Origin of the sequence: Bacillus sp. JCM 19034, assembly GCF_001310635.1 — a bacterium.
In the GTDB taxonomy this organism is placed as follows: Bacteria; Bacillota; Bacilli; order Bacillales; family Bacillaceae_D; genus Halalkalibacter.
This window is the reverse complement of sequence record NZ_BAXR01000002.1, coordinates 483,953-507,061: the sequence shown is the minus strand read 5'-3', so window position 1 is coordinate 507,061 and position 23,109 is coordinate 483,953. Positions and strand designations below refer to the sequence as shown.

General features: G+C 35.6%; 21 protein-coding genes and 6 pseudogenes. 12 read left to right on the top strand and 15 right to left on the bottom strand.

The genetic code is table 11. The features are described from left to right. Nucleotides 1–109 precede the first annotated feature (109 nt). From JCM19034_RS05985 to JCM19034_RS05975, 3 genes and pseudogenes are all read left to right on the top strand, one after another. Nucleotides 110–483, top strand: a pseudogene (locus tag JCM19034_RS05985) (globin). An 18-nt stretch (nt 484–501) separates the two neighbouring features. Beyond that, a complete protein-coding gene (locus JCM19034_RS05980; protein WP_062048074.1) occupies nt 502–1,416 on the top strand; it encodes a ClpXP adapter SpxH family protein in 915 nt (304 codons plus the stop codon). 200 nt (nt 1,417–1,616) lie between these two features. After that, nucleotides 1,617–1,796 carry a hypothetical protein gene (locus JCM19034_RS05975; RefSeq protein WP_062048073.1) on the top strand — a complete coding sequence of 60 codons (180 nt, stop codon included), beginning with the start codon at nt 1,617–1,619 and terminating at the stop codon, nt 1,794–1,796. A gap of 83 nt (nt 1,797–1,879) precedes the next feature. Here the strand turns inward: JCM19034_RS05975 and pepF are convergent, their stop codons facing one another. The 4 genes and pseudogenes from pepF to mecA all read right to left on the bottom strand — a co-directional run bounded on the left by pepF (nt 1,880) and on the right by mecA (nt 7,500). Continuing rightward, complete coding sequence (gene pepF, locus JCM19034_RS05970) at nt 1,880–3,685, bottom strand: oligoendopeptidase F (RefSeq protein ID WP_062048071.1); 1,806 nt, start codon at nt 3,683–3,685, stop codon at nt 1,880–1,882. 47 nt (nt 3,686–3,732) lie between these two features. Further along, a complete protein-coding gene (locus tag JCM19034_RS05965) occupies nt 3,733–4,959 on the bottom strand; it encodes a competence protein CoiA (RefSeq protein ID WP_062048069.1) in 1,227 nt (408 codons plus the stop codon). A 142-nt stretch (nt 4,960–5,101) separates the two neighbouring features. Beyond that, a pseudogene (gene cls, locus JCM19034_RS05960) lies at nt 5,102–6,611 on the bottom strand (cardiolipin synthase). Between the two features lie 247 nt (nt 6,612–6,858). Next, on the bottom strand, nt 6,859–7,500 hold the full coding sequence (mecA, locus tag JCM19034_RS05955; protein WP_062048067.1) for an adaptor protein MecA: 642 nt from the start codon (nt 7,498–7,500) through the stop codon (nt 6,859–6,861). 346 nt (nt 7,501–7,846) lie between these two features. Between mecA and JCM19034_RS05950 the strand changes: the two genes are divergently transcribed. Next, nucleotides 7,847–8,521, top strand: coding sequence for a TerC family protein (locus tag JCM19034_RS05950; protein ID WP_062048065.1), 675 nt, complete (start codon nt 7,847–7,849; stop codon nt 8,519–8,521). 13 nt (nt 8,522–8,534) lie between these two features. Here JCM19034_RS05950 and spxA read toward each other — a convergent pair. The 5 genes and pseudogenes from spxA to JCM19034_RS05925 form a co-directional block, all read right to left on the bottom strand. Then, nucleotides 8,535–8,929: pseudogene (spxA, locus tag JCM19034_RS05945) on the bottom strand (transcriptional regulator SpxA). Between the two features lie 224 nt (nt 8,930–9,153). After that, nucleotides 9,154–9,717: an N-acetyltransferase gene (locus tag JCM19034_RS05940; RefSeq protein ID WP_062048062.1), complete on the bottom strand. Its 564-nt coding sequence runs from the start codon at nt 9,715–9,717 to the stop codon at nt 9,154–9,156. A 149-nt stretch (nt 9,718–9,866) separates the two neighbouring features. Then, nucleotides 9,867–11,057 carry a putative glycoside hydrolase gene (locus JCM19034_RS05935; RefSeq protein WP_062048060.1) on the bottom strand — a complete coding sequence of 397 codons (1,191 nt, stop codon included), beginning with the start codon at nt 11,055–11,057 and terminating at the stop codon, nt 9,867–9,869. A gap of 59 nt (nt 11,058–11,116) precedes the next feature. Then, nucleotides 11,117–11,344: a hypothetical protein gene (locus tag JCM19034_RS05930; RefSeq protein WP_062048058.1), complete on the bottom strand. Its 228-nt coding sequence runs from the start codon at nt 11,342–11,344 to the stop codon at nt 11,117–11,119. 40 nt (nt 11,345–11,384) lie between these two features. After that, a pseudogene (locus JCM19034_RS05925) lies at nt 11,385–12,031 on the bottom strand (hemolysin III family protein). 151 nt (nt 12,032–12,182) lie between these two features. Between JCM19034_RS05925 and JCM19034_RS05920 the strand changes: the two are divergent. Continuing rightward, nucleotides 12,183–12,716: an HD domain-containing protein gene (locus JCM19034_RS05920; RefSeq protein WP_062048057.1), complete on the top strand. Its 534-nt coding sequence runs from the start codon at nt 12,183–12,185 to the stop codon at nt 12,714–12,716. Nucleotides 12,717–12,759: 43 nt separating this feature from the next. Here the strand turns inward: JCM19034_RS05920 and JCM19034_RS05915 are convergent, their stop codons facing one another. Together JCM19034_RS05915 and JCM19034_RS21620 are read right to left on the bottom strand one after the other, a co-directional pair. Then, nucleotides 12,760–13,320, bottom strand: a complete 561-nt coding sequence (locus JCM19034_RS05915) for a redoxin domain-containing protein (protein WP_062048054.1) — start codon at nt 13,318–13,320, stop codon at nt 12,760–12,762. 178 nt (nt 13,321–13,498) lie between these two features. Continuing rightward, entirely contained in the window at nt 13,499–13,642 is a 144-nt protein-coding gene (locus JCM19034_RS21620) for a hypothetical protein (RefSeq protein WP_156323893.1), read from the bottom strand. Nucleotides 13,643–13,708: 66 nt separating this feature from the next. Here JCM19034_RS21620 and trpS point away from each other — a divergent pair. Beyond that, nucleotides 13,709–14,690: pseudogene (trpS, locus tag JCM19034_RS05910) on the top strand (tryptophan--tRNA ligase). 261 nt (nt 14,691–14,951) lie between these two features. Here the strand turns inward: trpS and JCM19034_RS05905 are convergent. The 3 genes from JCM19034_RS05905 to JCM19034_RS05895 form a co-directional block, all read right to left on the bottom strand. Next, nucleotides 14,952–15,695, bottom strand: coding sequence for a YjbA family protein (locus tag JCM19034_RS05905; RefSeq protein ID WP_062048052.1), 744 nt, complete (start codon nt 15,693–15,695; stop codon nt 14,952–14,954). Between the two features lie 91 nt (nt 15,696–15,786). After that, nucleotides 15,787–16,011 carry a hypothetical protein gene (locus JCM19034_RS05900; RefSeq protein WP_062048147.1) on the bottom strand — a complete coding sequence of 75 codons (225 nt, stop codon included), beginning with the start codon at nt 16,009–16,011 and terminating at the stop codon, nt 15,787–15,789. A 54-nt stretch (nt 16,012–16,065) separates the two neighbouring features. Continuing rightward, nucleotides 16,066–16,881, bottom strand: coding sequence for a DUF2268 domain-containing protein (locus tag JCM19034_RS05895; RefSeq protein ID WP_062048051.1), 816 nt, complete (start codon nt 16,879–16,881; stop codon nt 16,066–16,068). Between the two features lie 132 nt (nt 16,882–17,013). Between JCM19034_RS05895 and JCM19034_RS21615 the strand changes: the two genes are divergently transcribed. The 5 genes and pseudogenes from JCM19034_RS21615 (at nt 17,014) to coaA (ending at nt 20,965) form a co-directional block, all read left to right on the top strand. After that, nucleotides 17,014–17,157 carry a hypothetical protein gene (locus JCM19034_RS21615; RefSeq protein WP_156323892.1) on the top strand — a complete coding sequence of 48 codons (144 nt, stop codon included), beginning with the start codon at nt 17,014–17,016 and terminating at the stop codon, nt 17,155–17,157. 22 nt (nt 17,158–17,179) lie between these two features. Beyond that, nucleotides 17,180–17,527 carry a hypothetical protein gene (locus JCM19034_RS05890; protein ID WP_062048048.1) on the top strand — a complete coding sequence of 116 codons (348 nt, stop codon included), beginning with the start codon at nt 17,180–17,182 and terminating at the stop codon, nt 17,525–17,527. Nucleotides 17,528–17,746: 219 nt separating this feature from the next. Then, nucleotides 17,747–18,863: pseudogene (locus JCM19034_RS24655) on the top strand (DNA topoisomerase). A gap of 70 nt (nt 18,864–18,933) precedes the next feature. Further along, complete coding sequence (locus JCM19034_RS24650; RefSeq protein WP_370621827.1) at nt 18,934–19,929, top strand: DNA topoisomerase; 996 nt, start codon at nt 18,934–18,936, stop codon at nt 19,927–19,929. Nucleotides 19,930–20,011: 82 nt separating this feature from the next. Further along, nucleotides 20,012–20,965, top strand: coding sequence for a type I pantothenate kinase (coaA, locus tag JCM19034_RS05880; RefSeq protein ID WP_062048045.1), 954 nt, complete (start codon nt 20,012–20,014; stop codon nt 20,963–20,965). A 14-nt stretch (nt 20,966–20,979) separates the two neighbouring features. Here coaA and JCM19034_RS05875 read toward each other — a convergent pair whose 3' ends face one another. Continuing rightward, the gene (locus tag JCM19034_RS05875) at nt 20,980–22,152 is read right to left on the bottom strand and encodes a D-alanyl-D-alanine carboxypeptidase family protein (RefSeq protein WP_062048043.1); all 1,173 of its coding nucleotides are present in this window, start codon (nt 22,150–22,152) and stop codon (nt 20,980–20,982) included. Nucleotides 22,153–22,444: 292 nt separating this feature from the next. Between JCM19034_RS05875 and JCM19034_RS05870 the strand changes: the two genes are divergently transcribed. After that, complete coding sequence (locus JCM19034_RS05870) at nt 22,445–23,029, top strand: cell wall hydrolase (RefSeq protein ID WP_062048039.1); 585 nt, start codon at nt 22,445–22,447, stop codon at nt 23,027–23,029. The last annotated feature ends 80 nt before the right edge of the window (nt 23,030–23,109 follow it).

Genomic DNA, 23,109 nt, shown 5'->3' with positions numbered 1-23,109 from the left:
ATAGATGACCTTGCTAAAATAAGAACAACAATGAGAATGAGAAAAAAACAGATTAGTGGCACTTATTCTTTTTAGCATATATACTTATGTCTAGCTTATAAGAAGGAGAATGAAAATGGCACAAACTCCGTATGATTATATTGGGGAAGAAAAATTACACGAGCTTGTGGATACATTTTATCGTCATGTTGCAGAGCACAGAGAGCTCTCGCCTTTATTTCCTGATGATTTGACTGAAACCGCACGTAAACAAAAACAATTTCTAACTCAATTTCTAGGCGGACCTATGTTATACACTGAAGAACATGGTCATCCTATGTTAAGAGCCGTCATATGCCTTTCGTTATTACTCCAAAGCAAGCCGAAAACTGGCTAGCATGTATGAGGAAAGCTATGGACGAGGTACATTTGTCTGGAGAAATACGAGATTATATATTAGAACGATTAACTATGACAGCGCACCATATGGTGAACCACCCGTAATAGAAAGGAGAATGACCATTGAACCGTAAAGATAAAACAACTTCTTGTAATCAGCTACTGGGAATATGTGGTCTAGATCCTAACGAGAAAGTAAAACAACATAAACCAATTGAAATCTATACATTTATTGATCCTCTGTGTGCAGAATGCTGGGGGTTCGAGCCGATTTTAAAAAAGCTTCAAGTCCATTACAGTCGATATTTTCGTATTCGCTTCCTTGTAGCAGGACGATTAGAAGCCTGGAATGCATGCAAAAAAACAGAAACAGGTCTGACAAAAACGAAACAAGAATTTGCAAAGGCTTGGGAGGAAATTGCTTCACAATCAGGTATGTCATGTGATGGAGATTTTTGGCTTGAGCACGAACTTGATTCTCCTTATTTAGCGTCCATTGCAATAAAAGCAGCAGAACTTCAAGGACCTCATGCAGGTAAACGTTTTTTAAGAAAAATGCGTGAAGCACTTTTCCTTGAAAAAAAAGATATAACAAAGCAACAAGTTCTACTTCAGTGTGCACAACTAGCCGAATTAGATTTAGATGAATTTAGAAATGATCTAAAATCAAAAAATGCCGTCAAAGCTTTGCAAAGTGATATACACACCACTCACGAAATGGGTGTTGACTTAGTTCCAACCTTTGTCTTCTTTAACGTTGATAATGAGGAGGATGGGATTAAAATAACAGGAAAATACCCTTACCATGTCTATGAAGGAATATTACAGGACTTACTAGGCTTCAAGCCGGAGCCTAATCCGTTGATTTCCTTAGAGGAATTTCTAAAATGCTATGACTTTGTTTCAACTGTTGAAGTGGCCGTGGTTTTTGATCTTACTGAGCAAGAGGCAGAAAAGAAATTAAAAGCTTTAATGCTCCAACAAAAAGTGATTCCTGTCCCAGTTAAATATGGAATGTTTTGGCGGTCGTTACCTTAAGTCCCTTTTTTTCTCAAAGCGACTAACATTTAAATATTGCCACCACTCCACATGAAACGAATAAATTGATCATGTGGAGCAAAATGAAATGGATACGAAGCTGCTTAAAGTAATACATTTACTTTCTTCCTCCTCAACTTCTAATTATTTGCTTATTGCATATCGTTTTTATGAGGAAACTTGGAGGAGGATGACCGACATTGAATCGACTAAAATTGTTAGTAGGTATTCCATTTATTATCATTAGCTTTTATTTTCTTTTACTATCCATCATGAAAGTTTTCCCTATTTGGATTTCTGCTCCCCTTTTATTTATTTCCATTGTGATTACTCTTTCACCTTTGTCTACTCGTAAACGTTTTAAAGGATTTAAAGGATGAAGATATGCTTATATAAAAAGGCCAATAGCCTTTAAGGGAACGTTTATTCCTTAAAGGGCTATTCGTCTTACTTAATTGCCTGCTTATACGTCTGCCAATAACTTTTCCATTTCAGCTAATGTCTCTTCAAACACATCAAGTGCCTGCTCAATTGGTTTAGATGAGGTCATATCTACTCCAGCTTGTTTCAACACTTCAATCGGATAATCGGAGCTACCAGCCTTTAAGAAGTTCATATACCTTGTTACAGCTGGTTCTCCTTCTTCAAGAATTTGCTTAGACAATGCTGCAGCCGCACTATAGCCAGTAGCATATTGATAAACATAAAAGTTGTAATAAAAATGAGGAATTCTTGCCCACTCTAGAGCAATTTCTTTATCAATTGTTAATTCCTCACCAAAATACTTCTCATTTAATTGATAATATATATCCGAAAGAAGCTCAGGTGTTAACGCCTCACCTTTTTCTGACATCTCATGAATTAATTGTTCGAACTCTGCAAACATTGTTTGACGGAAAACCGTTCCTCTAAAGCCTTCTAGAAAATGATTTAATAAATATAGCTTCTTCTTCGGATCCGTTGTTTCTTTCACTAAATAATCATTTAACAGTGCTTCATTAACAGTAGATGCAACTTCCGCAACGAAAATCGTATAATCACCGTATACATACGGTTGGTTTTTCCGAGTGTAATAACTATGCATGCTATGCCCAAATTCATGTGCAAGTGTAAATAAATTGTTCACATTATCTTGCCAATTCATTAAAATGTACGGCATTGTCCCATATGCTCCAGAAGAATAAGCACCACTACGTTTTCCGACGTTCTCCTCAACATCAACCCAGCGCTTATCAAAGCCTTCTTTTAATATGGATACGTACTCCTCACCTAACGGCGAAACACCTTTTGCAACGAGTTCTTTTGCCTCTTCATAAGGAATCTTCATGTCTACATCTTTTACAAGTGGAGTATATAAATCATACATATGTAGTTCATCAACACCAAGCACCTTTTTCCGTAATTTCACATAACGGTGTAGTAAATCTAACCGTTTATTAACAGACTCTACAAGCTGATCATAAACGACTTCTGGTATGTGATTTTTACTCAATGCAGCTTGACGAGCCGAATCATATTTTCTTACCTTTGCATAAAAGCGGTTTCTCTTAACTTGACCTGCCAACGTTGATGCAAAAGTGTTTTTAAACTTCTCATACGTATTATAAACTGCTTTAAATGCCTCTTCACGAACGCTTCGGTCATCGCTTTCAAGAAAAGTTATATATCGTCCGTGTGTAACTTCTACCTTTTCTCCACTCTCATCTGTAATCTCAGGAAACTTCATATCTGCATTATTTAGCATCCCAAACGTTTGGCTGGAGGTATTAACCGCTTCACTTGCTTGTGCTAAAATCGCTTCTTCTGCTTCAGTTAAGACATGATCTCGTTCCCGATTTAGTTCATCAAACATTTGTTTGTAAAGCTGTAATCCTTCCTCTTGCTCCACAAATGTATCAATTACCTCTTTATCAAGTGACAACAATTCTGGGACAATATATGAAGAAGTTTGTGATACTTCCGCTGCTAAACTCGTTGCCCGGTCATTTAAGCCCTGATAAAAGGAATTTGTTGTATCCTGATCATATCGCATATGTGCATAAGTATATAATCGACCGAGCTCTTCGGTAATTTCGTTACTCTTTTGTAATACAGCTAATAATGCTTGTGGTGAATCTCCTAGTGTTCCTTTTCCTTTTAGTAAACCAGGAAGCTTGGACTTAATGGATAGAAAGGACGCCTCCCATTCTTCATTCGTTGCATAAATAGCTTCTAAATCCCACGTTTTTTCTACAGGGATTTCTTCACGCTTTTTAACTGCTTTGCTCATTTTAATAGCACCTCCATTTGGATTCCTTTCATTTTTATTCGACTTTCTTAGTTTAATTCCTTTTTCAAATTAGAATTCAAGTATAATCGATTTTTTTCAATTACGCGAAACATACACTTATGATCTAATTGAATTGCTTGCTTGGCGTTTTCTGGATAAATCGCATCACGAAGCCTAACATACTTCATTTGAGATGGATCATGCTTCTTTATATAACGCATATCCTCTAACCAATTAAGATAACCGTCAATAGCTAGCGTCCAATCGTTCATTTGAAAGAAGGTTCGTTGTGGAAATAGTCGATTTCTGATTAAGCCTTGCATTGTTTGAATAACAATATGCTTATGAAATGGTTGGTGTATAGGTTGATGTTGAAGGCACTCTAATAGGAGGAAGGTTTGCCAAATATATGGTGAAGTTTCAAGAAGTTCGTATTGCAATGAAGGCCATCCAGCTTCAATCGGAAATAAACTTGGAGAGAGACGATGCTTATAATGTAGTTGCTGGAAATATCGTTCTGTCGCTCGAGGGTAAGGATTGGGGTTTTGATAGCGCCAATGCTTTTTAATTGCTAACCATTGTTGTATCATAAAAGGAGTTTCAGTATTTGGAGATAAAACCGTGGTAATCGTCATTTTCGAAAGCGGTGTTTCCTTATATCCTGCTAATACTTTTTGGGACGTATACGGAGTTAGTTGAATTAATTGACTAAACGCTTTTGCTTCAGTGCAATAATACGTTAAGTTCCGCTTCTTTTCGTGCTCATATGAAGCAAACCATTCAAATGTGTGTAACGTAAAATGATGCTGCCCATTTCTTTTTAGTCTGTTACCTCCAAAAATCCATAACGGTATAATCCCTTGTTGTATATAGCCTTCAGTTCGTTTTTCAATACTATCCATCCCTATCGTGGCACATTGAAATTCTAATGCATAGAGTTGATTTTGATAGCGAAATAAAAGGTCTGGTCGTTGACTAATAATTGGGAGATAGTATTCCATCTTAACTTGAACATGTTGTTTCGTTAACCAATCATATAAATCGCGTTTTCCTGTCAAATGATAGTGTGTTTCTCGTTCAGGTAAATATGAGCATCCTTGTTTTGAATGATGAGCAAAATGAGAGTGGTTTTTTCGTCCTATTTTTAAAACGACGGGGTTTTTACAAACGGGGCAATAAAATTGATCCTTTTTGCGAAGTTCCTTTAATTCTTGGAGTGGCCAATCATCTACGAGTGAGATTGTCGTTCCATTTGCTAATGAAGCAGTAAACATTTCACACCTCCATTTAAATTATCATATTTTTGTTTCGACAAGAACGCTCCCTATTCCTGCAAATGTTTTTAATTTTCTTTTCTAAAAAGCAATAGGATTGACCAATTGTGTAATTGATCAATCCTATTTTGTTCCTTTAGATTTACAACAACGGCGACAATAACCGTGATGTCGATTCAATTATTTTATAAAAAACGAACGTTGCCCAAACGAAACAGAATCGAGTTTCGTTGAATGTTCAAAATCATAAATAAAATCACTGACTAATTTATTGACACTTTTTGTTCGATATAAATAAGCATTCACTTCAAAATTCAAATGAAAACTTCTCATGTCCATATTAGATGTTCCGATTGAAGCAATTTCATGATCTACTATGAGAACTTTACTATGTAGAAAACCTCTTTTATATTCATAAATATTAACCCCGGCTTCAAGTAATTCAGGGAAATAAGAACGTGATGCATGAAATACAACTCGCTTATCCGGGCGATTTGGTACAACAATTCTAACATCAATGCCACTTAATGCGGCTATTTTTATTGCACTTAATATATCATCATCTGGAATAAAGTATGGACTGGCAATCCAAATCGACTTTTTCGCTGATGTAATCATTGAGAAAAAAGCTTTTTATTGATTTCCCAACGAGCATCAGGTCCACTCGCAATCATTTGAACACCGCCGTCCCCTTTTTGATGAGGAGAAACTGGCGGCAAATACGTTGGGGTTACAATGGACTCATTGGTAACATAGTACCAATCTTGCAAAAAGATTAATTGTAAATCTCTCACCGATTCACCTTTTACAAAAAGGTGAGTATCTCTCCATAAACCGAAATACGAGTGTCTGCCTAAATATTCGTCTCCAATATTTAGTCCACCAACAAAGCCGATAACACCATCAATTACAATAATTTTTCGATGGTTACGATAATTAATTTTATGGTTGAGAATCGGAAATTTAACTGGAGAAAAAGCCTCGGTCTTAATCCCCGCTTTACGTAAGTCTTCAATATAAGAACGAGCCAGACGCCAGCTTCCAACCGCATCATATAGAAAACGAACCTCTACACCTGTATTTGCTTTTTCAATTAAAATCTCTTTAATCTCTTCACCAATTTTGTCATGTCTAACAATATAATACTCCAAATGAATATGGTGTTTAGCTAACCTTAATGATTGAAGAATGTGAGCAAAGGTTTCCTTCCCATCTGTTAACACTTTTGTCTCGGTTGCAAATGAGACAGGTGTTTTCCCTAGTCGATGTGCTAATTGAAATAACAGCTTTTGGTGCTCACCCATTTTTTTAAATTGTTCTACTTTTAACGTTCTTTCTCCCTCAATTACTTGGAACACTTGTTCATCTTTAATCGCTTTCTTTGAAAATGTTCGTTTTTTTCGAATATTCTGTCCAAATAATAAATAAAAGAAGAAGCCCAGCATTGGAAATGCCGCTAATACAAGAAGCCATGTCAATGTTGTCGTCGGATGGCGATTTTCAAAGAAGATAACTATCGCAATAAAGATAACAGATAGAGTAAAAGCAATACTTATTGCCCCAACGATCCAACCTTCCCAATAGGACCTTGTCATATACAATGCAGCTATAATAATAATTAAAAAAATAAACACATTTAACCGAGTTTTCATATACATCTCCTACTAGTGATATATCATCGTCCGTATGGAGTCTTTACATGCGAGAGTTATTAGGTGAAAGTGAGGTAATGTTCCCATACAAATGGTGAGTGAGCACTCACAAAAATTTCTCCATATAAGTTTTATTTTAGTACAATGTTTGCTGGTAAAGCAAAACACATGTTTATTTATCTTGAAACATATCTGACTAAAAAAAGCCCCAACAGGTCATCTAATATACCTTTTGGGACATGTCAACTTATTGCTCAAATGATGAGCGAATGGCTTTCAATGCATCAGTACCTACAATCTCTTTCCCATACTCTTTAATACGGTAAATAGAAACATCAGATTCATAACCATACTCTAACATTTGACTTAAAATATCATCTTGTTCGTCTTCGTTATATCGTTCATCATTAAAGAGTACATAAACATAGTATGACCCTTCGAAAAAATGCAACTCTGTGTTTAAGTCTTCAACTACTATTCCGTGACTTAAAGAGATCACATCTTCAAAATCGTTAAATCCAATAACAATTTCAAGTTGCTCTATCTCGTCTTCTTGTTGCTCTTCTTCTGCAAGCAAATCAAGCACCGTTTGCTCATCTGAATCCTTGTCGTGGGTAACAGGAATTTCAAGCTTAACACTACCATCGGAAACTTGACCTCTTGTTACAACGATTTCTAGACCTTTATCTAAAGCATGAACTTGAATCCATAATGGGCCATCAAGTTCAAATTCATCATGATCACTTGCTTCGTTCATCATCTCAAAGAAGAGCTCTTCTCCACGCTCACGATTATACCAGATCTCGTCTCGATCAAAACCTCGAGCCTCAATATCATTATACGTTATAAAAAACTTAATCGTTGTTTCATTGACGCGTTCAATATCCATAATTCGCTCTCCCCCCTATTTTCGAATTGTTCCTTGCCAATAGAGATCAATACTAACTCTATCATATCAAGGATAAACAAAGGATCAAAGGATAATATACTGGATCCTTCTAAATTATATTCTATGATAAAACGAATAAAAAAGAAAATCCTAACACCTATTTCATATTAAATTATAATGCTCTTTATTACTAGATCCCTATCATTAGTTTAACAGACATAAAATGAAATATCGAGCCATACAATTAAAAAAGACAAGCATTCCCTTAACAATTATCAATAATAACACTCAAAACAAATGATATGTGAAGAAGATTACATTTATGTTATAAAAGGATGATGCATTTATGGATAGCGAATTTCTCTTTTCATTATTAACGATAGTAGGAATTGATATTATTCTCGGTGGTGATAATGCCATTGTGGTTGCATTAGCTTGTCGCCATTTACCTCCCAAAATCAGAAACCGTGCGATTGTATTAGGAATTTTATTTGCCTTGTTGACGCGAATGGCTCTGACCGTTGTTGCAGTTCAATTGTTAGAAATCCCGTTTTTACTGGCAATTGGCGGTGCATTACTTATTTATATTGCCTATAGTTTGCTCACGGAACAAGAGCAAGAACATAAAATCAAAGGAGGAGCTAATCTATGGGAAGCAATTCGTGCCATTATCATTGCAGATTTAGTTATGGGATTTGATAATGTCATAGCTGTTGCTGGAGCCGCACACGGAGATCATCTTCTCGTAATGATTGGTTTAATTGTATCGGTACCAATTATTATCTGGGGGAGCAAATTAATATTATTAATATTTGACCGTTTTCCAATAATCATTTATTTTGGTGCTGCCATTTTAGCCTTTACAGCATCTCGAATGATTACTCATGAGCCGATGCTAACACCACTATTTGTTGGTCATCCAACCTTTACGATTTTTATTCAAATATTGATCATTACTAGTGTTATCGTAATTGGTGCATATAAAGTTAATAGACAAAAAGAAAGTAGCTCGATAAAATGAGCTACTTTCTTTCTTAATTTACAAGTCGCTGTGCTTCTTGTAATTGGAATGTACGAACTTTTCTTGGTAAGAAACGGCGAATTTCAGCATCGTTATAGCCAACCTGTAAACGCTTCTCATCAAATATAATAGGACGGCGTAACAACCCTGGATGATCACTTATAATTTGAAATAACGTTTGTAGTGGAAGTGTTTCTAAATCCACATTTAACTCTTGAAACACTTTCGAACGTGTTGAAATGATTTCATCCGTACCATCTTCCGTCATTCGTACTATATTTTTACTTCTTCAACCGATAACGGTGATGTAATAATATTTCTTTCTTCAAACGGAATATCATGTTCTTCTAACCATGCTTTTGCTTTCCGACATGAAGTACAACTTGGTGATGTTAATAGCGTAACCATCAGATGACCTCTCCTTTTCTAAACTAAATTTGAGATCTACGAAGAGCTACTTTAAATAGTCTCATCCTAAACCATACAATCGTAACATAGCTTAATCGATTAGCTCACTATTTATTACCCTAATATGTGAACCACTAAACATATTATAACTGATTTTTCTTTTTAAACAAATATGTTTATAAAGTTTTTGAGAATTTTTTTTCATTTTTAGAATTATTATTTCATTATTCCTTCACTTTTTCTAGCGTTTCATCGTACGTTAGTACATCATGAACTTCCTGATAGGATTCACCATATAATTCCTTGTCCTTATACGTATGAATATTTTCATACGTATGCTTCATCTTCTCAAAAATACTTCTTTCTGATTCATCATCCGGAGACCAATATAATATTTCTAACTCATTAATTTCGTTTGTAGCTAAAGACCTCCTGCGATACCCAATAGATTTAGCATGTTTAAATCCTTCTCGACTATAAAAATGCTGTCTTTTTTGGGAGTCCGTATCCTCATAATCAATTGGCTCGACCTCAAGGATGATTGGTTTATTTTTTTCCTTCAATGAATGGATTAACATCTTACCTAACCCTTGACCCCTTGCTTCTTTCGCAACAAATAAATAATCAACAAAAACAAAGTCATCTGTTTCAACATACATTAAAACATGGTTTTGACCTTCGTCTTTTTGATAAATATCAGCTTTTTCTTTTAAAAGTAACTCCATATGTTCTTTTGACTTCATTTCCTCTATTGGAAAATACTGATTTAATTTCTCATACCAATTCATGTTTGATTCCCCCTGCTAATCAATTCTTTTACTATATTCCTCGTTTAAATCAATTTTAAACAGAAAACACACATTCATACTGTTTTCCTTCAGTACAACATAAAAAGCTCTAAAAGGATGAGATTGTCCTTTTAAAGCTTCATTATCCTTTAGGGATTACTATAATTGACACCTTCACTGTAACGATTGGACGCATTCCAAAGTAAAAATTCGTTTATATCTGCTTCATACAGTGCTCGAATTTGATCTTCAACTTCTTTTTTTCCATATGTTTTATAATTTCCAGTCCCTAACCAGCTTGCTGTAAAATCTTGAATCCATGGTCGTGACGTCGGTGGATCATCTAGCTGACCTAGTACTTCATTTTCAACTTCAGCATACGCTTTTGTCAACTCATACGGAAATAAATCTGGCTTATCAATTCCAAAATAAGGTGTCCAGTGACTTGGATAAATCATCGAAGAAATGACGTCCACATTTTCAGCAATTTTCGAGAAATTTTGACCAATCCCTGGTGCTTCATTAATTGTTGCCGCATAACCAAATATATCGACGGAAATATCTACGTTATACTTTTCCAACTGTTCCTTCGCATAAGCAACAAAATCAGTAACAGCAGTGACTCGTTTTTGGACATTGTCACCTTCCCCAACATAATCACCTACTGAATATTTTAAATCCTGATCTCGCCTTTCAAACCCTTCAGGAAACCTAACATAATCAAATTGAATCTCTTGAAAGCCAAGTTGTACTGCCTTTTTAGCGATTTCAACATTATATTCCCACACTTCTTTTAAGAATGGATTTACAAACGATTCACCACGACGATTTTCCCATACTTGTCCATCCTCTACAAAGGACCATTCGGGTTTCTCTTTTGCTAAAACAGAATCTTTAAACACGACAATACGTGCGATTGGATATACTTCATGTTCTTCGAGTATAGTCATTAATTCTTCAATATCTGAAATATAATTTTGCGAAATATCGAAAAATGGTGAACCTTCATCAGGTCGATACGTTAAATACCCATGATCATCTTTTATATCAATGACCATTGAATTTAAGTCGGTCTCATTCAATAGGTCAAGCAATGTGTTAAAACGTTCTCCTCCAGCTGAATTACCAGTTACATAAATTCCTTTTACACCATCTTCTGGATATGAAAATTCGTAATCGGGGCCACTTGTAAAACGAGATAGACCTTCCGGTAACGATAATTGAGCTTTACTAACCTGTTTCGTTGAATGCGTTTTAACTTGTCCCACATCTTCTTGCTCTGCCTGTACAATAATAGGACTTACCAAGTTCAATCCAATTAGAAAGAGGACAATTAACATTTTTTCCCCATGTATATCACTCTTTTCTCAATGGTTGTCTTCATTCTATAGCATATGTATTAATCTTCATCTTTAGCATCCCAATCCTCGGGAAGTGATTCAAGCTCTGCTAGTAACTGTTTTTTTAAAAGATCCAATTGTTCCTTATGACGTTGAAAATAATCCTGATTCACTAGCCAATTTTGACCATCAAAAAGTGCTTTAATATTGCCTTCATGTATTTGTTGTTCTAAATACGCTTCAGGAAGCTCTAAGAAATCAGCCAATTTCTTTAACGTAATATACATTCTTATCCCCCCCAAAGGTGTGCATACCCTCTTTTCTACTTTACGAAAGAGGGAGCACATGAAGTAAAATCATAAAGAAATGTAAGATAGAACCAGCAAGGACGAATAAATGCCATATTGCATGATGGTATTTAAAGCCACGCCATATATAAAAAATCGTACCCACTGTATAGCAAATTCCACCTGCTACTAATAGCACCATACCAGTTGTGGACAAATTAGAAGCGATCGTATTCATTGGAATAATTGCCATCCAACCCATTGCAATATAAAAGACTGTTGACAATATTAAAAAACGCTTCACAAAAAACACTTTAAAGATGACACCAATTGTCGCTATTCCCCAGATTACTCCAAACAAACCCCAACCAAGTGCTCCTTGAACGACGATAAATAATAGAGGCGTATACGTTCCAGCTATATACAAATAAATGGAAGCGTGGTCGAATATTTCAAATAAATTCTTTACTTTACCAGGAGGAAATGCATGCACTAATGTTGATGATAAATATAATAGCAACATTGTTACACCATAAATAGTAAAACTTACTACGTGTAGTGCAGATCCATATATTGATGAAAAACGATTAATAACACAAGTCCAGCAACACTTAACAACGCCCCTAAACCGTGTGTGATCGCATTAGCTATTTCTTCTTGTTTTGTAAATGTGTGAGTGGTCGCCATATTCTACTCACTCTCCTTTCATTACTATCACTACTATAACATAATTTGAAATATCGCGGAGGTCTCATTACAATTTAATTTGTAAAAGAGTATGTAAATCTGTATAATAGAAAAAATACACTTTTTTTCAATAGTTTAAGGAGGAATACGTATGAGACATGTCACGTTACTTGACATATATGAACATCCGATTACACAAAAATATATTAAACGCTCAGGCATGGCTCATGCTATTGCTTGTGCCTACCAGGCTTATCGCCTTTCTTTTAAACACAATGTTGATCCAGATATAGCAACAAAGGCGGCCTTTTTACACGATATTGGCCATTATACATGGTATCGAAATGGACAGTGGGATTACGATCTTTACAAAGAATATGATATTCATGCAATAAAAGGATCTGAACGTGCTCACAAGTTGCTTATTCGTTTAGGTGAACACCCTAAGACAGCTAAGGATATTGCACTCGCTATTCTTTTTCATACTGATTCTTACCTACCAGGTGGCAAGCTCGAACTTAGTCCATTACAGCGTGTAGTCACTTTAGCTGATGAGGCTGATGAAGAACCGGGAGGAAAACACCATTACCGTCAAATTAGTGATGATCGGGCGAAGAAATTACTTGCTCGATTAGATCACAAAATTGAGGAAGAATTTAAAAAGCGGACAATTGGAATTGTTTAAAGAGGAGGCACCCCTCCTCTTTATCTTTATCCTCTGTGAATGATTAGTGATTAAAAATTACAGAATCGATCATGTCTTGTGACAACATCCCATTTAATCGTTCGACAATAATCCCCTCTTCATCAATAACTAACGTTGTCGGAATCCCAATAATTTCATATAAGTCCATTACTTCTCCTTCTTCATCCATCAATGGATCAAATGTGGCACGGAAATAATCTAAGAAAGGCTTTACCTCTTGCTTACTTTTTTCCTGACTCGTTAAATTGACGACAACAAGCTCTCTATTTTCCTTTTTTAAGCGATCATTCAAATGAACTATTAACGGCATTTCCTCTTGACACGGTGAACACCATGTCGCAAAAAAATGTAATACAACTCCTTTACCATTATAATCACTTAAAGCTACTTCTTGACCCGATAAAGTTCGAAGCGAAAAATCCCTTGCTTGTTGACCAACTTGCACACCTGGCTTGACCATATTCGCAACGGCTTCTTCCAACTTTTGAAACGTAGACTGAGATTGACTATACATGTAACCTACCACACATAATAAAACAATTAATACACTACGATAATACATTTGCTTACTTTGGCTGAACATACACTTCCCCTCCAACTTAATGCTGTTATAATGAAACGTATGTCCAATTTGTCCAAATCATGCAATATAAGCTTAATACCTATTTTTTTCCTTTTGGTTACTGACAACTCGTGTTCATACTAAAAGAAGAGATTTAATATCCCATTTACAACTATTGTCCGTAACAATTTTTAGCTAATTACATCATCTGTTTAGCAACAACTTCCTCCTCAACAACCATCTTCCTTTTCTTACTTAGTATTAATCGTTTTTGGTCGTCTATACGTTTAAAGGTGATATACAAAAAAACGCTCGTAAACGTTTCAATAAATAGAGTTTTCATGCCTGTCTCTAGGCATTTGCAATCGGATTTGTTATGATTTGAATATGGAATGTAGAAAGGATGGACATAATGAAAACAGTATTTTCTGGAATACAACCAAGCGGAACATTAACATTAGGTAACTATTTAGGAGCAATGAAGCATTTTGTCGACATGCAGGAGGAATTTAATTGTTATTTTTGTATTGTTGATCAACATGCAATAACAGTCCCACAAGATCGCCTACAGCTAAGAAAAAACATTAAAAGCTTAGCTGCACTTTATTTAGCGGTTGGAATCGATCATAATAAATCAACCTTATTTATACAATCAGAAGTTCCTGCACACGCACAGTTAGGTTGGATTATGCAATGTGTTTCTTACATAGGTGAACTTGAACGAATGACACAATTTAAAGATAAGTCAGAAGGAAAAGAGGCTGTTTCTTCTGCATTGTTAACATACCCACCACTAATGGCTGCCGATATTTTACTATATCAAACAGACATTGTTCCTGTTGGAGAAGATCAAAAGCAACACCTTGAGCTTACACGTGATTTAGCAGAACGCTTTAATAAAAAGCATAATGATATCTTTACAATCCCAGAAGTGAAAATTCCGAAAGTTGGAGCTCGGATTATGTCATTAAATGATCCCCACAAAAAAATGAGCAAATCAAACCCTAATCCGAAAAGCTATATTTCAATGCTTGATGATGAAGCTACGATTAGAAAAAAAATTAAAAGTGCGGTCACAGATACAGAAAGCTCAATCCGTTTGATCGCGATAAAAGCCAGCAGTCTCTAATTTACTAACTATTTATTCTTTATGTTCTGGCATCGAAATTAAGGATTTAGAAGTACAATATGACGGCAAAGGCTACGGAGATTTCAAGTCAGACTTAGCTGAGGTCGTGGTCAACACGTTAAAACCAATCCAACAACGTTATAACGAACTAATTAACTCTGAAGAATTAGATGCAATACTTGACCTTGGGGCTGAAAAAGCAAACAAAGTTGCCGCTAAGATGGTTAAAAAAGCAGAGCGGGCAATGGGGCTAGGACGATAATAGTGATCGTTATGAATGAAAAAGAGGACGCCACTTTTTTTAAAAAATGGCGTCCTTATTACAAAGCAATTAATATCCAGCATTACGCTTCATCACTTTTCCAACGAAAAATGATAAGCCTAACGTTCCCACTAAAATAACTACGGTTAAAATTTGCATCACCGTATATGCAAAGTTATCCATTAAAACACTCTCCCTTCTATCGTTCATCCTTTTTATTATTATAGGAGAGTTCTTTATTCATGTAAATCCTTTTTAACTCTATTTAACACTCTCACTTTGCTCCAGTTCCCAAAGCTTCTCAAAAAAAGCTTGTCCTTTTACCATTGCCTCACATAACGTCTCATGCTTTTGACTCCAACCATCCTTAACAGCTGAATATAATTGAGTCCAAGCTTCCTCTCTGTTTAATAACTGGATCCGTACATAGTCATGAGGACTCCATTCTGTATACCAATACCGTACTTCGGCATCTGTTCCTGTAGTATATAGTTGATCTAATGTCATATACAGAAGCTGTTTAAGCTGTCTCTCCTTACGTGTTAACCCTTTTAACTCATTTGGATGGGGAGAAAGAAGATGATATTCTTTTTCCACCTTTTCATGTAATTCAAAATAAGCTAAGCTCTGCTCGTTTAATTTTTCATATACTACTTGTTCTTGGCGTGGTGTTAATCGGCTTTTTCGAATTGGTGTCTTATACCCCATCGTATCTATAGCGATAGTGCGATCTCCATCAGTTGCAATGAAACAATAATCAAGCTGTATACGTGACATGTTTTTTCGTAAGTAGCTTTGATGATGAACATATGAAAGCAAATCTTCAGGTAGCTCTAACAATTGATTTTCAATAAAATCAAACAATTCACGATTTACCTTTACTAATACAGCTTGATCTAACACTTCAATTCGATCATCACTTCGCCATTCAAAAAAGTCGCATACATTATAACCATTTTCCTCCCCTTCAAACCAATTAACCCATACATCACGGATATGGACCATCGTACCCCTCCTTACTGTAAATCGGTTTTGTATCCACAGTATAGGCAGAGCTCAACCAGTTTATTCCACAGAAATAAGGATTTCTCTCATCCTAACGGTCCTTTCCTTTTTTTCGCCACAATATTTCATAGGTAATGCATATTAAAATTAAGATAATACCGGTTATAAATAGATATAACTCAACTCTTCGAATAATAAATGAAAGGTACATCGAAAATTCATAACCAGCTGTTAGTAAATTTAAATATGCTACTAGCATAACCCCACCAACTGCTGCTAACATAAAACCTAACATAAGAAAAAATAAACGAATCATTTTTTCACCCACTTTTTAAAATTGGCCTCAGTCTCCTTTCTAAATCGACTAAAATTAACTTCCGTAAGTAGATTTCTTATATAAAGACAATGCATCAACTTCCAGCATTTCCTTCGTTGTTTCATATTTCTTCGCTGCCGATTCAACCAATTTATACCCTAAATAATATCCCAACCATATTGGAATACCATTTTCCGGGTCTCCGTATAGCAAAGTATGATAAGATCTCCGTCCCTTTTTAAAGAGGTTGGGCTTTATATATCGCTGAAACCAATGATAGTCATATGGCGTATGGTCATAATAAGTAGTCCAAATTGCACATTCTTTTCCGCCAAGCTCTTCTCTAACTGCCCATTCAGCAAGGCCTTCCATGCAAATGGATTCCAAGAAAGTCATTTTATCTTCTTTTTCTTTTGTGAAGGCTAAACGGCAAGCATGATGGTATTCATGAATGACTAGTGCTCGAATTTGTTCTTTTGATAATGTCGGCTTTATGAACAAAATGATAGTATTTTGTAATGTTATTCCTGTTTTATAGCCTAATTCCTTTAATAGGCGTGGTGGTTGATGTATAAGTGGTAATAGATAAATTTTACAAGCTGGACCGTCCCACTTTTTACGTAATCGCTCATACTCTTTCTTTACAACCGACCAAGGATGATTTTTGAACCAAACTTTTATCTCTTCGCCTAGATCCTGATCTGGTGTAAACAAACCTAATTGCCATAGATGGGCTTGCAAACTTTCTAAATGGTCTGTTTCAAATAAAGAACTCAACGGTTCAATCATCCACTTTTGCTGTCGTACAGTCGCTTCGCTCGAATCATTCACATATGCTTGAAGCCATTTATCAGTTCTAACTACACCCATCTTAACTCACTCCTTATTGCTACTATATGAGTCAACATGAAAATTTGAACCATTCATTGGTGTGTTTTATGAACAAAAATCAACTTACAAGAATAAAATACATAAAGACGTCTGTTATAAGTAGGTGAAAAAATGAGCGATAATACATCTGGAATGATTTTATTAATTGTTACGCTTTTTGTAGTTTTTAGCTTTGTAACAGGTATTGGTGTTAGAGAAGGAGATGTCACATCTGAGGGCCCAGCAAGTCCATTGCTACTATTTGAACAATCTTAAGTGAACAGAGGAGGGGTTATCCATGTATCAAAACGGTCCACCTCATTACAACCCCTATTATGGTCAACAATCATACAAAAATCAGCAGTCGCAAATGACACCTCCACCTTATCAACCTCAACATTCTTCTAATCAGCGCAATAAGAACAAGCCACACATCTCACCAAATACACTTGCTGTTGTGACCGCGCTTTTAACTGATGCCTTAAGAGTGCAATCTATACTGATAGATAAGGATAAGACGATTCAAGTGCTACTAGAAGGTTCTTTACAGGTTAACAAAAAATCAGATCTTGACGTTTTGATCGATCAAGTACGTGATGTCCCTGTTGGAGATTTTATTAAATCTTTACTAAATCAAGACCAATAATGCAAGCTACGTGAAAACTCATGAAAAAGTTCTCGCGTAGCGTATCCTTTTACTATCGTCCAATTTTTCAAATTATGATTCTATCGACATTCCCATTCACGGTCTATTCCAAAAATAGAGTATCAATGTTTCCCACATACCTTAACTCTCCATTTTATGATATAAAGATAGGTGTACGATTCATCCATTACATTGAAATATTAACTAGGAGTACATAATATGAAAATAGTCATTGCTGAAAAACCCGATCAAGCTGCTAAATTGGCAGCTCCCTTTTCTTTCATAAAGAAATCTGGTTATTTTGAAGTTAGAGCAAATTCCTTGTTCCCAAAAGGAGCTATCATTGTTTGGGCTATAGGGCACCTTTGCGAATTAAAGCCGCCTGAGGAGTATAATCCCCTTTGGAAAAAGTGGTCCATCGAAACGTTACCAATGATTCCAGACCTATTTGAATATAGAGTAGCAAATACAAAAAAGAAACCTTTCTCAATCATTAAAAACATTCTAAATAGAAAAGATATTACTGAAATTATCATAGCTGGTGATGCTGGTCGTGAAGGGGAATTAATTATTCGAACAATTATTCGGCTTTGTGGCGTAAATAAACCAATGAAACGATTATGGATATCCTCTTTAACAGAAGGTGCAGTTAAAAAGGGGTTTTCTCATTTACTTACAGAAGAAGAGACACGTTCAATTTATTATGAGGCTTTAAGTCGGACGTGTGCAGATTGGCTTATCGGTATAAATGCATCAAGAGTTTACACGATTCTTCTAACAGAAAAAGGGTTAGCAGATGTCTTTTCAATCGGAAGAGTCCAAACTCCCACTCTCGCTTTAATAGTCAAAAGAGAGCAGGAAATTGCAAACTTCCAATCAAAGCCTTTTTTTGAAGTAAAGGCAACATTTGATTTTAACGGGAGCAAGTTAACTGGGATATGGCATAAAAACAATGAAACGAGAATATTTGAGGAAAAACAGGCAAAGGCCATTGCTGATTTTTGTAAAGATAAAGCTGTTAAAATAACAAACATAACTAAAGAAAAAGAAAGAGTACAAGCCACCCTTCCTTTTTAACCTTTCAGCGTTACAGGCAACGGCAAATAAAGGACTGAAATTTCCTCCTCAAAAAACATTAGACATCTTGCAAAAACTTTATTTAAAAGGATATATTTCCTATCCACGTTCAGATTCTCAATTTTTAACGAAAGAAGAAGCGGTAGGTCTTCCAAATATCCTAAACCAAATAAGGAATATAACAAAATATAAAGACTTTTTCCCTCTTCCCTATCAATCTATTTTAAACAATAAAAGATATGTAAATGAAAAAAGGTAACCGATCATCACGCAATCATCCCGACTGAACAAATACCAATCATTTCGAAACTAACTCCAGATGAGGAAAAATATATGCTCTTATCGTTAAACGTCTAATTGCTGCTCATTATCCCCCTGCAATTACTCTGTACACAACGGTACATTCTCTCGTTGATAGCCGAGCTGAGTTTATGACAAAAGGGAAAGAGCAGCTTGAGGAGGGCTGGAGGAGGCTATTTAACGGCACTAACGAAAACGTTAATAAGGACGTTGATCAGAAGCTTCCCCATATAAATGAAAATGAAATTGGTACGGTAGCAAACCTATCCATTAACAAAGGGGAAACTCAACCACCTAATAGATATACAGAAGGAAATCTCATTACGTTGATGAAAACAGCCGGAAAACATATTGATAATGCACAATTAGAAAAAGTATTAGCACAAACGGAAGGTTTAGGAACAGAAGCAACAAGGGCGGGGATTATTAATTTATTAAAAGCTCGAAATTATATTCAAATTAAACATAACCAAGTATATGCTACAAAAAAAGGAATGATCCTTATTGAAGCATTAGGTGAAAGCATTTTAACTTCACCTAGCATGACAGCCAAATGGGAACAACGACTATCTGAAATTAGCAGCGGGACTGCTTCTCCACAGAATTTTATTGGTCAAGTGAAATTGTTATCACAAAAATTAGTAACAGATGCAAAAGAACAAGCAACTAAATGGTCCTTTGATCAAAACACACTGAAACAGCTTGCTCCAAATTCTGTACCCGCTACATACAAAAAAATAAGTAAGACACCTTTAGGAAAATGCAAACTTTGTAATGGAACGATTATCGACTTAGGAAAATTCTATGGCTGTTCAAACTACAAATTATCGAACTGTACCTTTTCGATCTCAAAAAAAATACTCGGAAAAACGATATCAAAAGCCAACCTGAAAAAACTATTGGAAGCAAATGAAACAAACCTTATCAAAGGCTTCAAAAAAAAGGAGAGAACGTTCGATGCAAAGCTCACATGGAACGAGAAGGAAAAGAAAACAGAATTCCGGTTTATGAATAAAATTAAATGAATGCATGTAAATCAATTAGGTACATTTTCTCTACAAGAAATGATAGTATTAAACCATACTATCATGATTAAAGGAGATTTGTATGTCAACTTCACATCAAAAAGCCCATCTGTCAACCTATACAACCTTTACAAGACAAGAATGGGCTACTTTATCTAAATCAACGCATGACATCTTATCTGAAGAAGAACGCAAGAAAATTGGCAGTATTGATCAAACCATCTCCGCTGATGAAGTGAATGATATTTATTTGCCGCTTTCTCAGCTTCTTTATTTAAATATGGAGCAAGCGTTATCATTACATCGGAATATTAATCTTTTTCTTCAGAAGCAAACGAAAAAAACACCTTATATTATCGGAATTGCAGGTAGTGTTTCGGTTGGAAAAAGCACAACGGCGAGATTACTCCAAGCTTTAATTAGGCGTTGGCCAACGAAACCAGCTGTTGAGCTAGTGACTACCGATGGATTTCTTTATCCAAATGCAATATTACAAGAAAAAAACTTAATGAAACGGAAAGGATTTCCAGAAAGCTATGATATTGAACGGTTAATTCACTTTCTTTATGATTTAAAATCTGGTACACGTAACATTCAAGCACCTGTTTATTCTCATTTAACATATGACGTGTTGCCTAATACGTATCAATCGATTGAAAATTGCGATGTTGTCATAATTGAAGGAATAAATGTGTTGCAAGTCAATAAAAAAATCGCCGCATCCCACATGTGTTTGTATCCGATTTTTTCGACTTTTTCCATTTATGTAGACGCTGAAGAGCACGACATTCAATCATGGTATATAGAACGCTTTAAATTATTACGAAATACGGCGTTCCAAAAACCAGAATCTTATTTTCATAAATATCGCCATTTAAATGATGATGAGGCAGAAAAGATTTCAAAGGAAATTTGGCAAACAATTAATGCTGTTAATCTAGAAGAAAACATTAGGCCAACTCGCCACCGTGCTGATATGATCTTAAAAAAAGCAGCGGGTCATAAAGTCAAAGAAGTAAGGCTAAAAAATTTATAAAACACTAGCAAAATTCATTCCGTGAAACGTGACGTGCTGTACTTAGTGAACCCTCTTACTATCTTATAGCTCTTATGGAGCCGTACAACAGGTGCCCTTTTCGAAGCTTGGCTGATGGAATGAGTTCTATTTTCGACTTGTTCGTTTCCATTTGTAGTCACTTCTTTTTTCTCTGGGTCCATTTCTAGCGATTGCAAAATTGCCGATGTTAGACGATTGTTATGTTGATCAATTATTCGTAAAAGTCCTGAATCGTTCACATATACATTCGTCTTCTCCCCCTTATTTTGTACATATTGAATATCTTCTTCTACGTAAAACTGCTTTTTTGTATCTGTTTTAAATATTTCGCCAGCTTTAATTGTATTTAGCTCAAACGTATCAAATCCATAATCTAATAAAGCTGCTGTATCAGCATAAGCAAGTGAAGCGGATGGAGAATTTAACGTAACAGCAATTAACTCCATCCCATTGTGCATTGCTGTCGTCACTAATGTATAACCTGATTGACTAACATAGCCATTCTTTACACCTGTTACCCCTTCATAGTCCCAAAGCATTCGATGATGGTTGTAAATCGTTGTCTCCCAACCTTCCCCGTGCCAATCCAGTTCTTTCGTAGCAACTATTTCACGAAAGAGCTCATTTTGCATTGCATACTGAGTGATTTTTGCCATATCATAAGCGGTTGTTACATGATTATCATCATATAAACCGTGTGGATTCGTAAAATGTGTATTGCTAACTCCAATTTGTTCATAAATGAATCGGTTCATTTCTTGGGCGAAGGCCTCTTCACCACCTGATAAATGATAGGCAATCGCCGTTGCAGCATCATTTCCCGAATTAATTAATAACCCTTGAACCAACGTTAATAATGGAACTTCTTCTTCTTCTAATAAGTATACTTTTGTTCCTATAACGTCTGTCGCTTCTTTCGGTACAACAACTATATCATCTAATACACCTGTTTCAATCGCTATAATAGCTGTAACAATTTTCGTAATACTAGCTGGATACATCGTCCGTTTACTCTCTTGATCAAATAAAACTTGTCCAGTTTGTGCATCCATTAAAACCGCCGTTTCACTATGTAGAACGATTGGCTCTTTTCCATAAAGAGGTGTTACCTTTAAGAACATAAATAATATAACGAAACCCAAAATTAGTGATTTATGAAACTTCATACTTTCCTCCTACTCTCCAATCATCAACTCCCCCTATTATAACGAATATATAAAGAATTCATGTTACAATTCGTTATCATTCTATTTACGCACATGAAATAATAGGATCTTAGAACTATATTCTGTATTAAGATTTCATTTTGATTTCATTTCTCGTTACATAAATGTAAAAAAGTGCAATTGCTATTAGAGTAGCAAGAGCTTTGAGGAAACTGGCAAATAACTCCTAAAGAAAACCTATTATTTTTCTGGTAGGTTAATAGTCGAACAGTTTTTAGGAGGGATTAACAACATGAAAAAAATGATCATGACTATTTGTGCATCAGCATTATTATTACTAGGTGCACAAGGCGTACAAGCACAAACAACACATGAAGTTGTATCAGGTGACACTCTTTATCTATTAGGTCAAAAATATGGTGTGTCCGTGACGGATATTAAACAAGCAAACAATAAGCAGGTAGATACGATTTATATCGGAGAACAATTAAACATTCCACCAAGTATTTCCGCAGCAGAAAAGGATTTGCTCGCAAGACTCGTACATGCAGAAGCGAAGGGAGAGCCTTATGCTGGAAAAGTAGCAGTTGCTACAGTGGTATTAAATCGAGTTCAACATGATGACTTTCCGAATTCAATTTATAATGTTATTCATGAAGTAGCACCATCTGGACATTACGCATTCTCTCCTGTCCAAAATGGCCAAATTAATCAAGAAGCAGATGAAGAAACGAAACGAGCAGTTAATGAAGCCTTAGCATTTAATGGACAAGGGTCCGGTTCACTATTTTTCTATAATCCAGAAATTGCCACAAACCATTGGATCGCCACTCGTACCGAAACAACGAGAATCGGTAATCACGTATTTGCTAAATAGGCTAAATGGGATTATCATGTACATTCTGGTAATCCCGCTTTTTTGATAATTTTTCATAGATCGTTCATCTTTATGAATAG

Bases quoted from the DNA above. Each gene is read 5' to 3' on its own strand.
- pepF (WP_062048071.1), bottom strand. From the start codon at position 3,685: ATGAGCAAAGCAGTTAAAAAGCGTGAAGAAATCCCTGTAGAAAAAACG.
- JCM19034_RS05965 (WP_062048069.1), bottom strand. From the start codon at position 4,959: ATGTTTACTGCTTCATTAGCAAATGGAACGACAATCTCACTCGTAGAT.
- mecA (WP_062048067.1), bottom strand. From the start codon at position 7,500: ATGGATATTGAACGCGTCAATGAAACAACGATTAAGTTTTTTATAACG.
- JCM19034_RS05950 (WP_062048065.1), top strand. From the start codon at position 7,847: ATGGATAGCGAATTTCTCTTTTCATTATTAACGATAGTAGGAATTGAT.
- JCM19034_RS05940 (WP_062048062.1), bottom strand. From the start codon at position 9,717: ATGAATTGGTATGAGAAATTAAATCAGTATTTTCCAATAGAGGAAATG.
- JCM19034_RS05935 (WP_062048060.1), bottom strand. From the start codon at position 11,057: ATGTTAATTGTCCTCTTTCTAATTGGATTGAACTTGGTAAGTCCTATT.
- JCM19034_RS05930 (WP_062048058.1), bottom strand. From the start codon at position 11,344: ATGTATATTACGTTAAAGAAATTGGCTGATTTCTTAGAGCTTCCTGAA.
- JCM19034_RS05920 (WP_062048057.1), top strand. From the start codon at position 12,183: ATGAGACATGTCACGTTACTTGACATATATGAACATCCGATTACACAA.
- JCM19034_RS05915 (WP_062048054.1), bottom strand. From the start codon at position 13,320: ATGTTCAGCCAAAGTAAGCAAATGTATTATCGTAGTGTATTAATTGTT.
- JCM19034_RS21620 (WP_156323893.1), bottom strand. From the start codon at position 13,642: ATGAAAACTCTATTTATTGAAACGTTTACGAGCGTTTTTTTGTATATC.
- JCM19034_RS05905 (WP_062048052.1), bottom strand. From the start codon at position 15,695: ATGGTCCATATCCGTGATGTATGGGTTAATTGGTTTGAAGGGGAGGAA.
- JCM19034_RS05900 (WP_062048147.1), bottom strand. From the start codon at position 16,011: ATGATTCGTTTATTTTTTCTTATGTTAGGTTTTATGTTAGCAGCAGTT.
- JCM19034_RS05895 (WP_062048051.1), bottom strand. From the start codon at position 16,881: ATGGGTGTAGTTAGAACTGATAAATGGCTTCAAGCATATGTGAATGAT.
- JCM19034_RS21615 (WP_156323892.1), top strand. From the start codon at position 17,014: ATGAGCGATAATACATCTGGAATGATTTTATTAATTGTTACGCTTTTT.
- JCM19034_RS05890 (WP_062048048.1), top strand. From the start codon at position 17,180: ATGTATCAAAACGGTCCACCTCATTACAACCCCTATTATGGTCAACAA.
- coaA (WP_062048045.1), top strand. From the start codon at position 20,012: ATGTCAACTTCACATCAAAAAGCCCATCTGTCAACCTATACAACCTTT.
- JCM19034_RS05875 (WP_062048043.1), bottom strand. From the start codon at position 22,152: ATGAAGTTTCATAAATCACTAATTTTGGGTTTCGTTATATTATTTATG.
- JCM19034_RS05870 (WP_062048039.1), top strand. From the start codon at position 22,445: ATGAAAAAAATGATCATGACTATTTGTGCATCAGCATTATTATTACTA.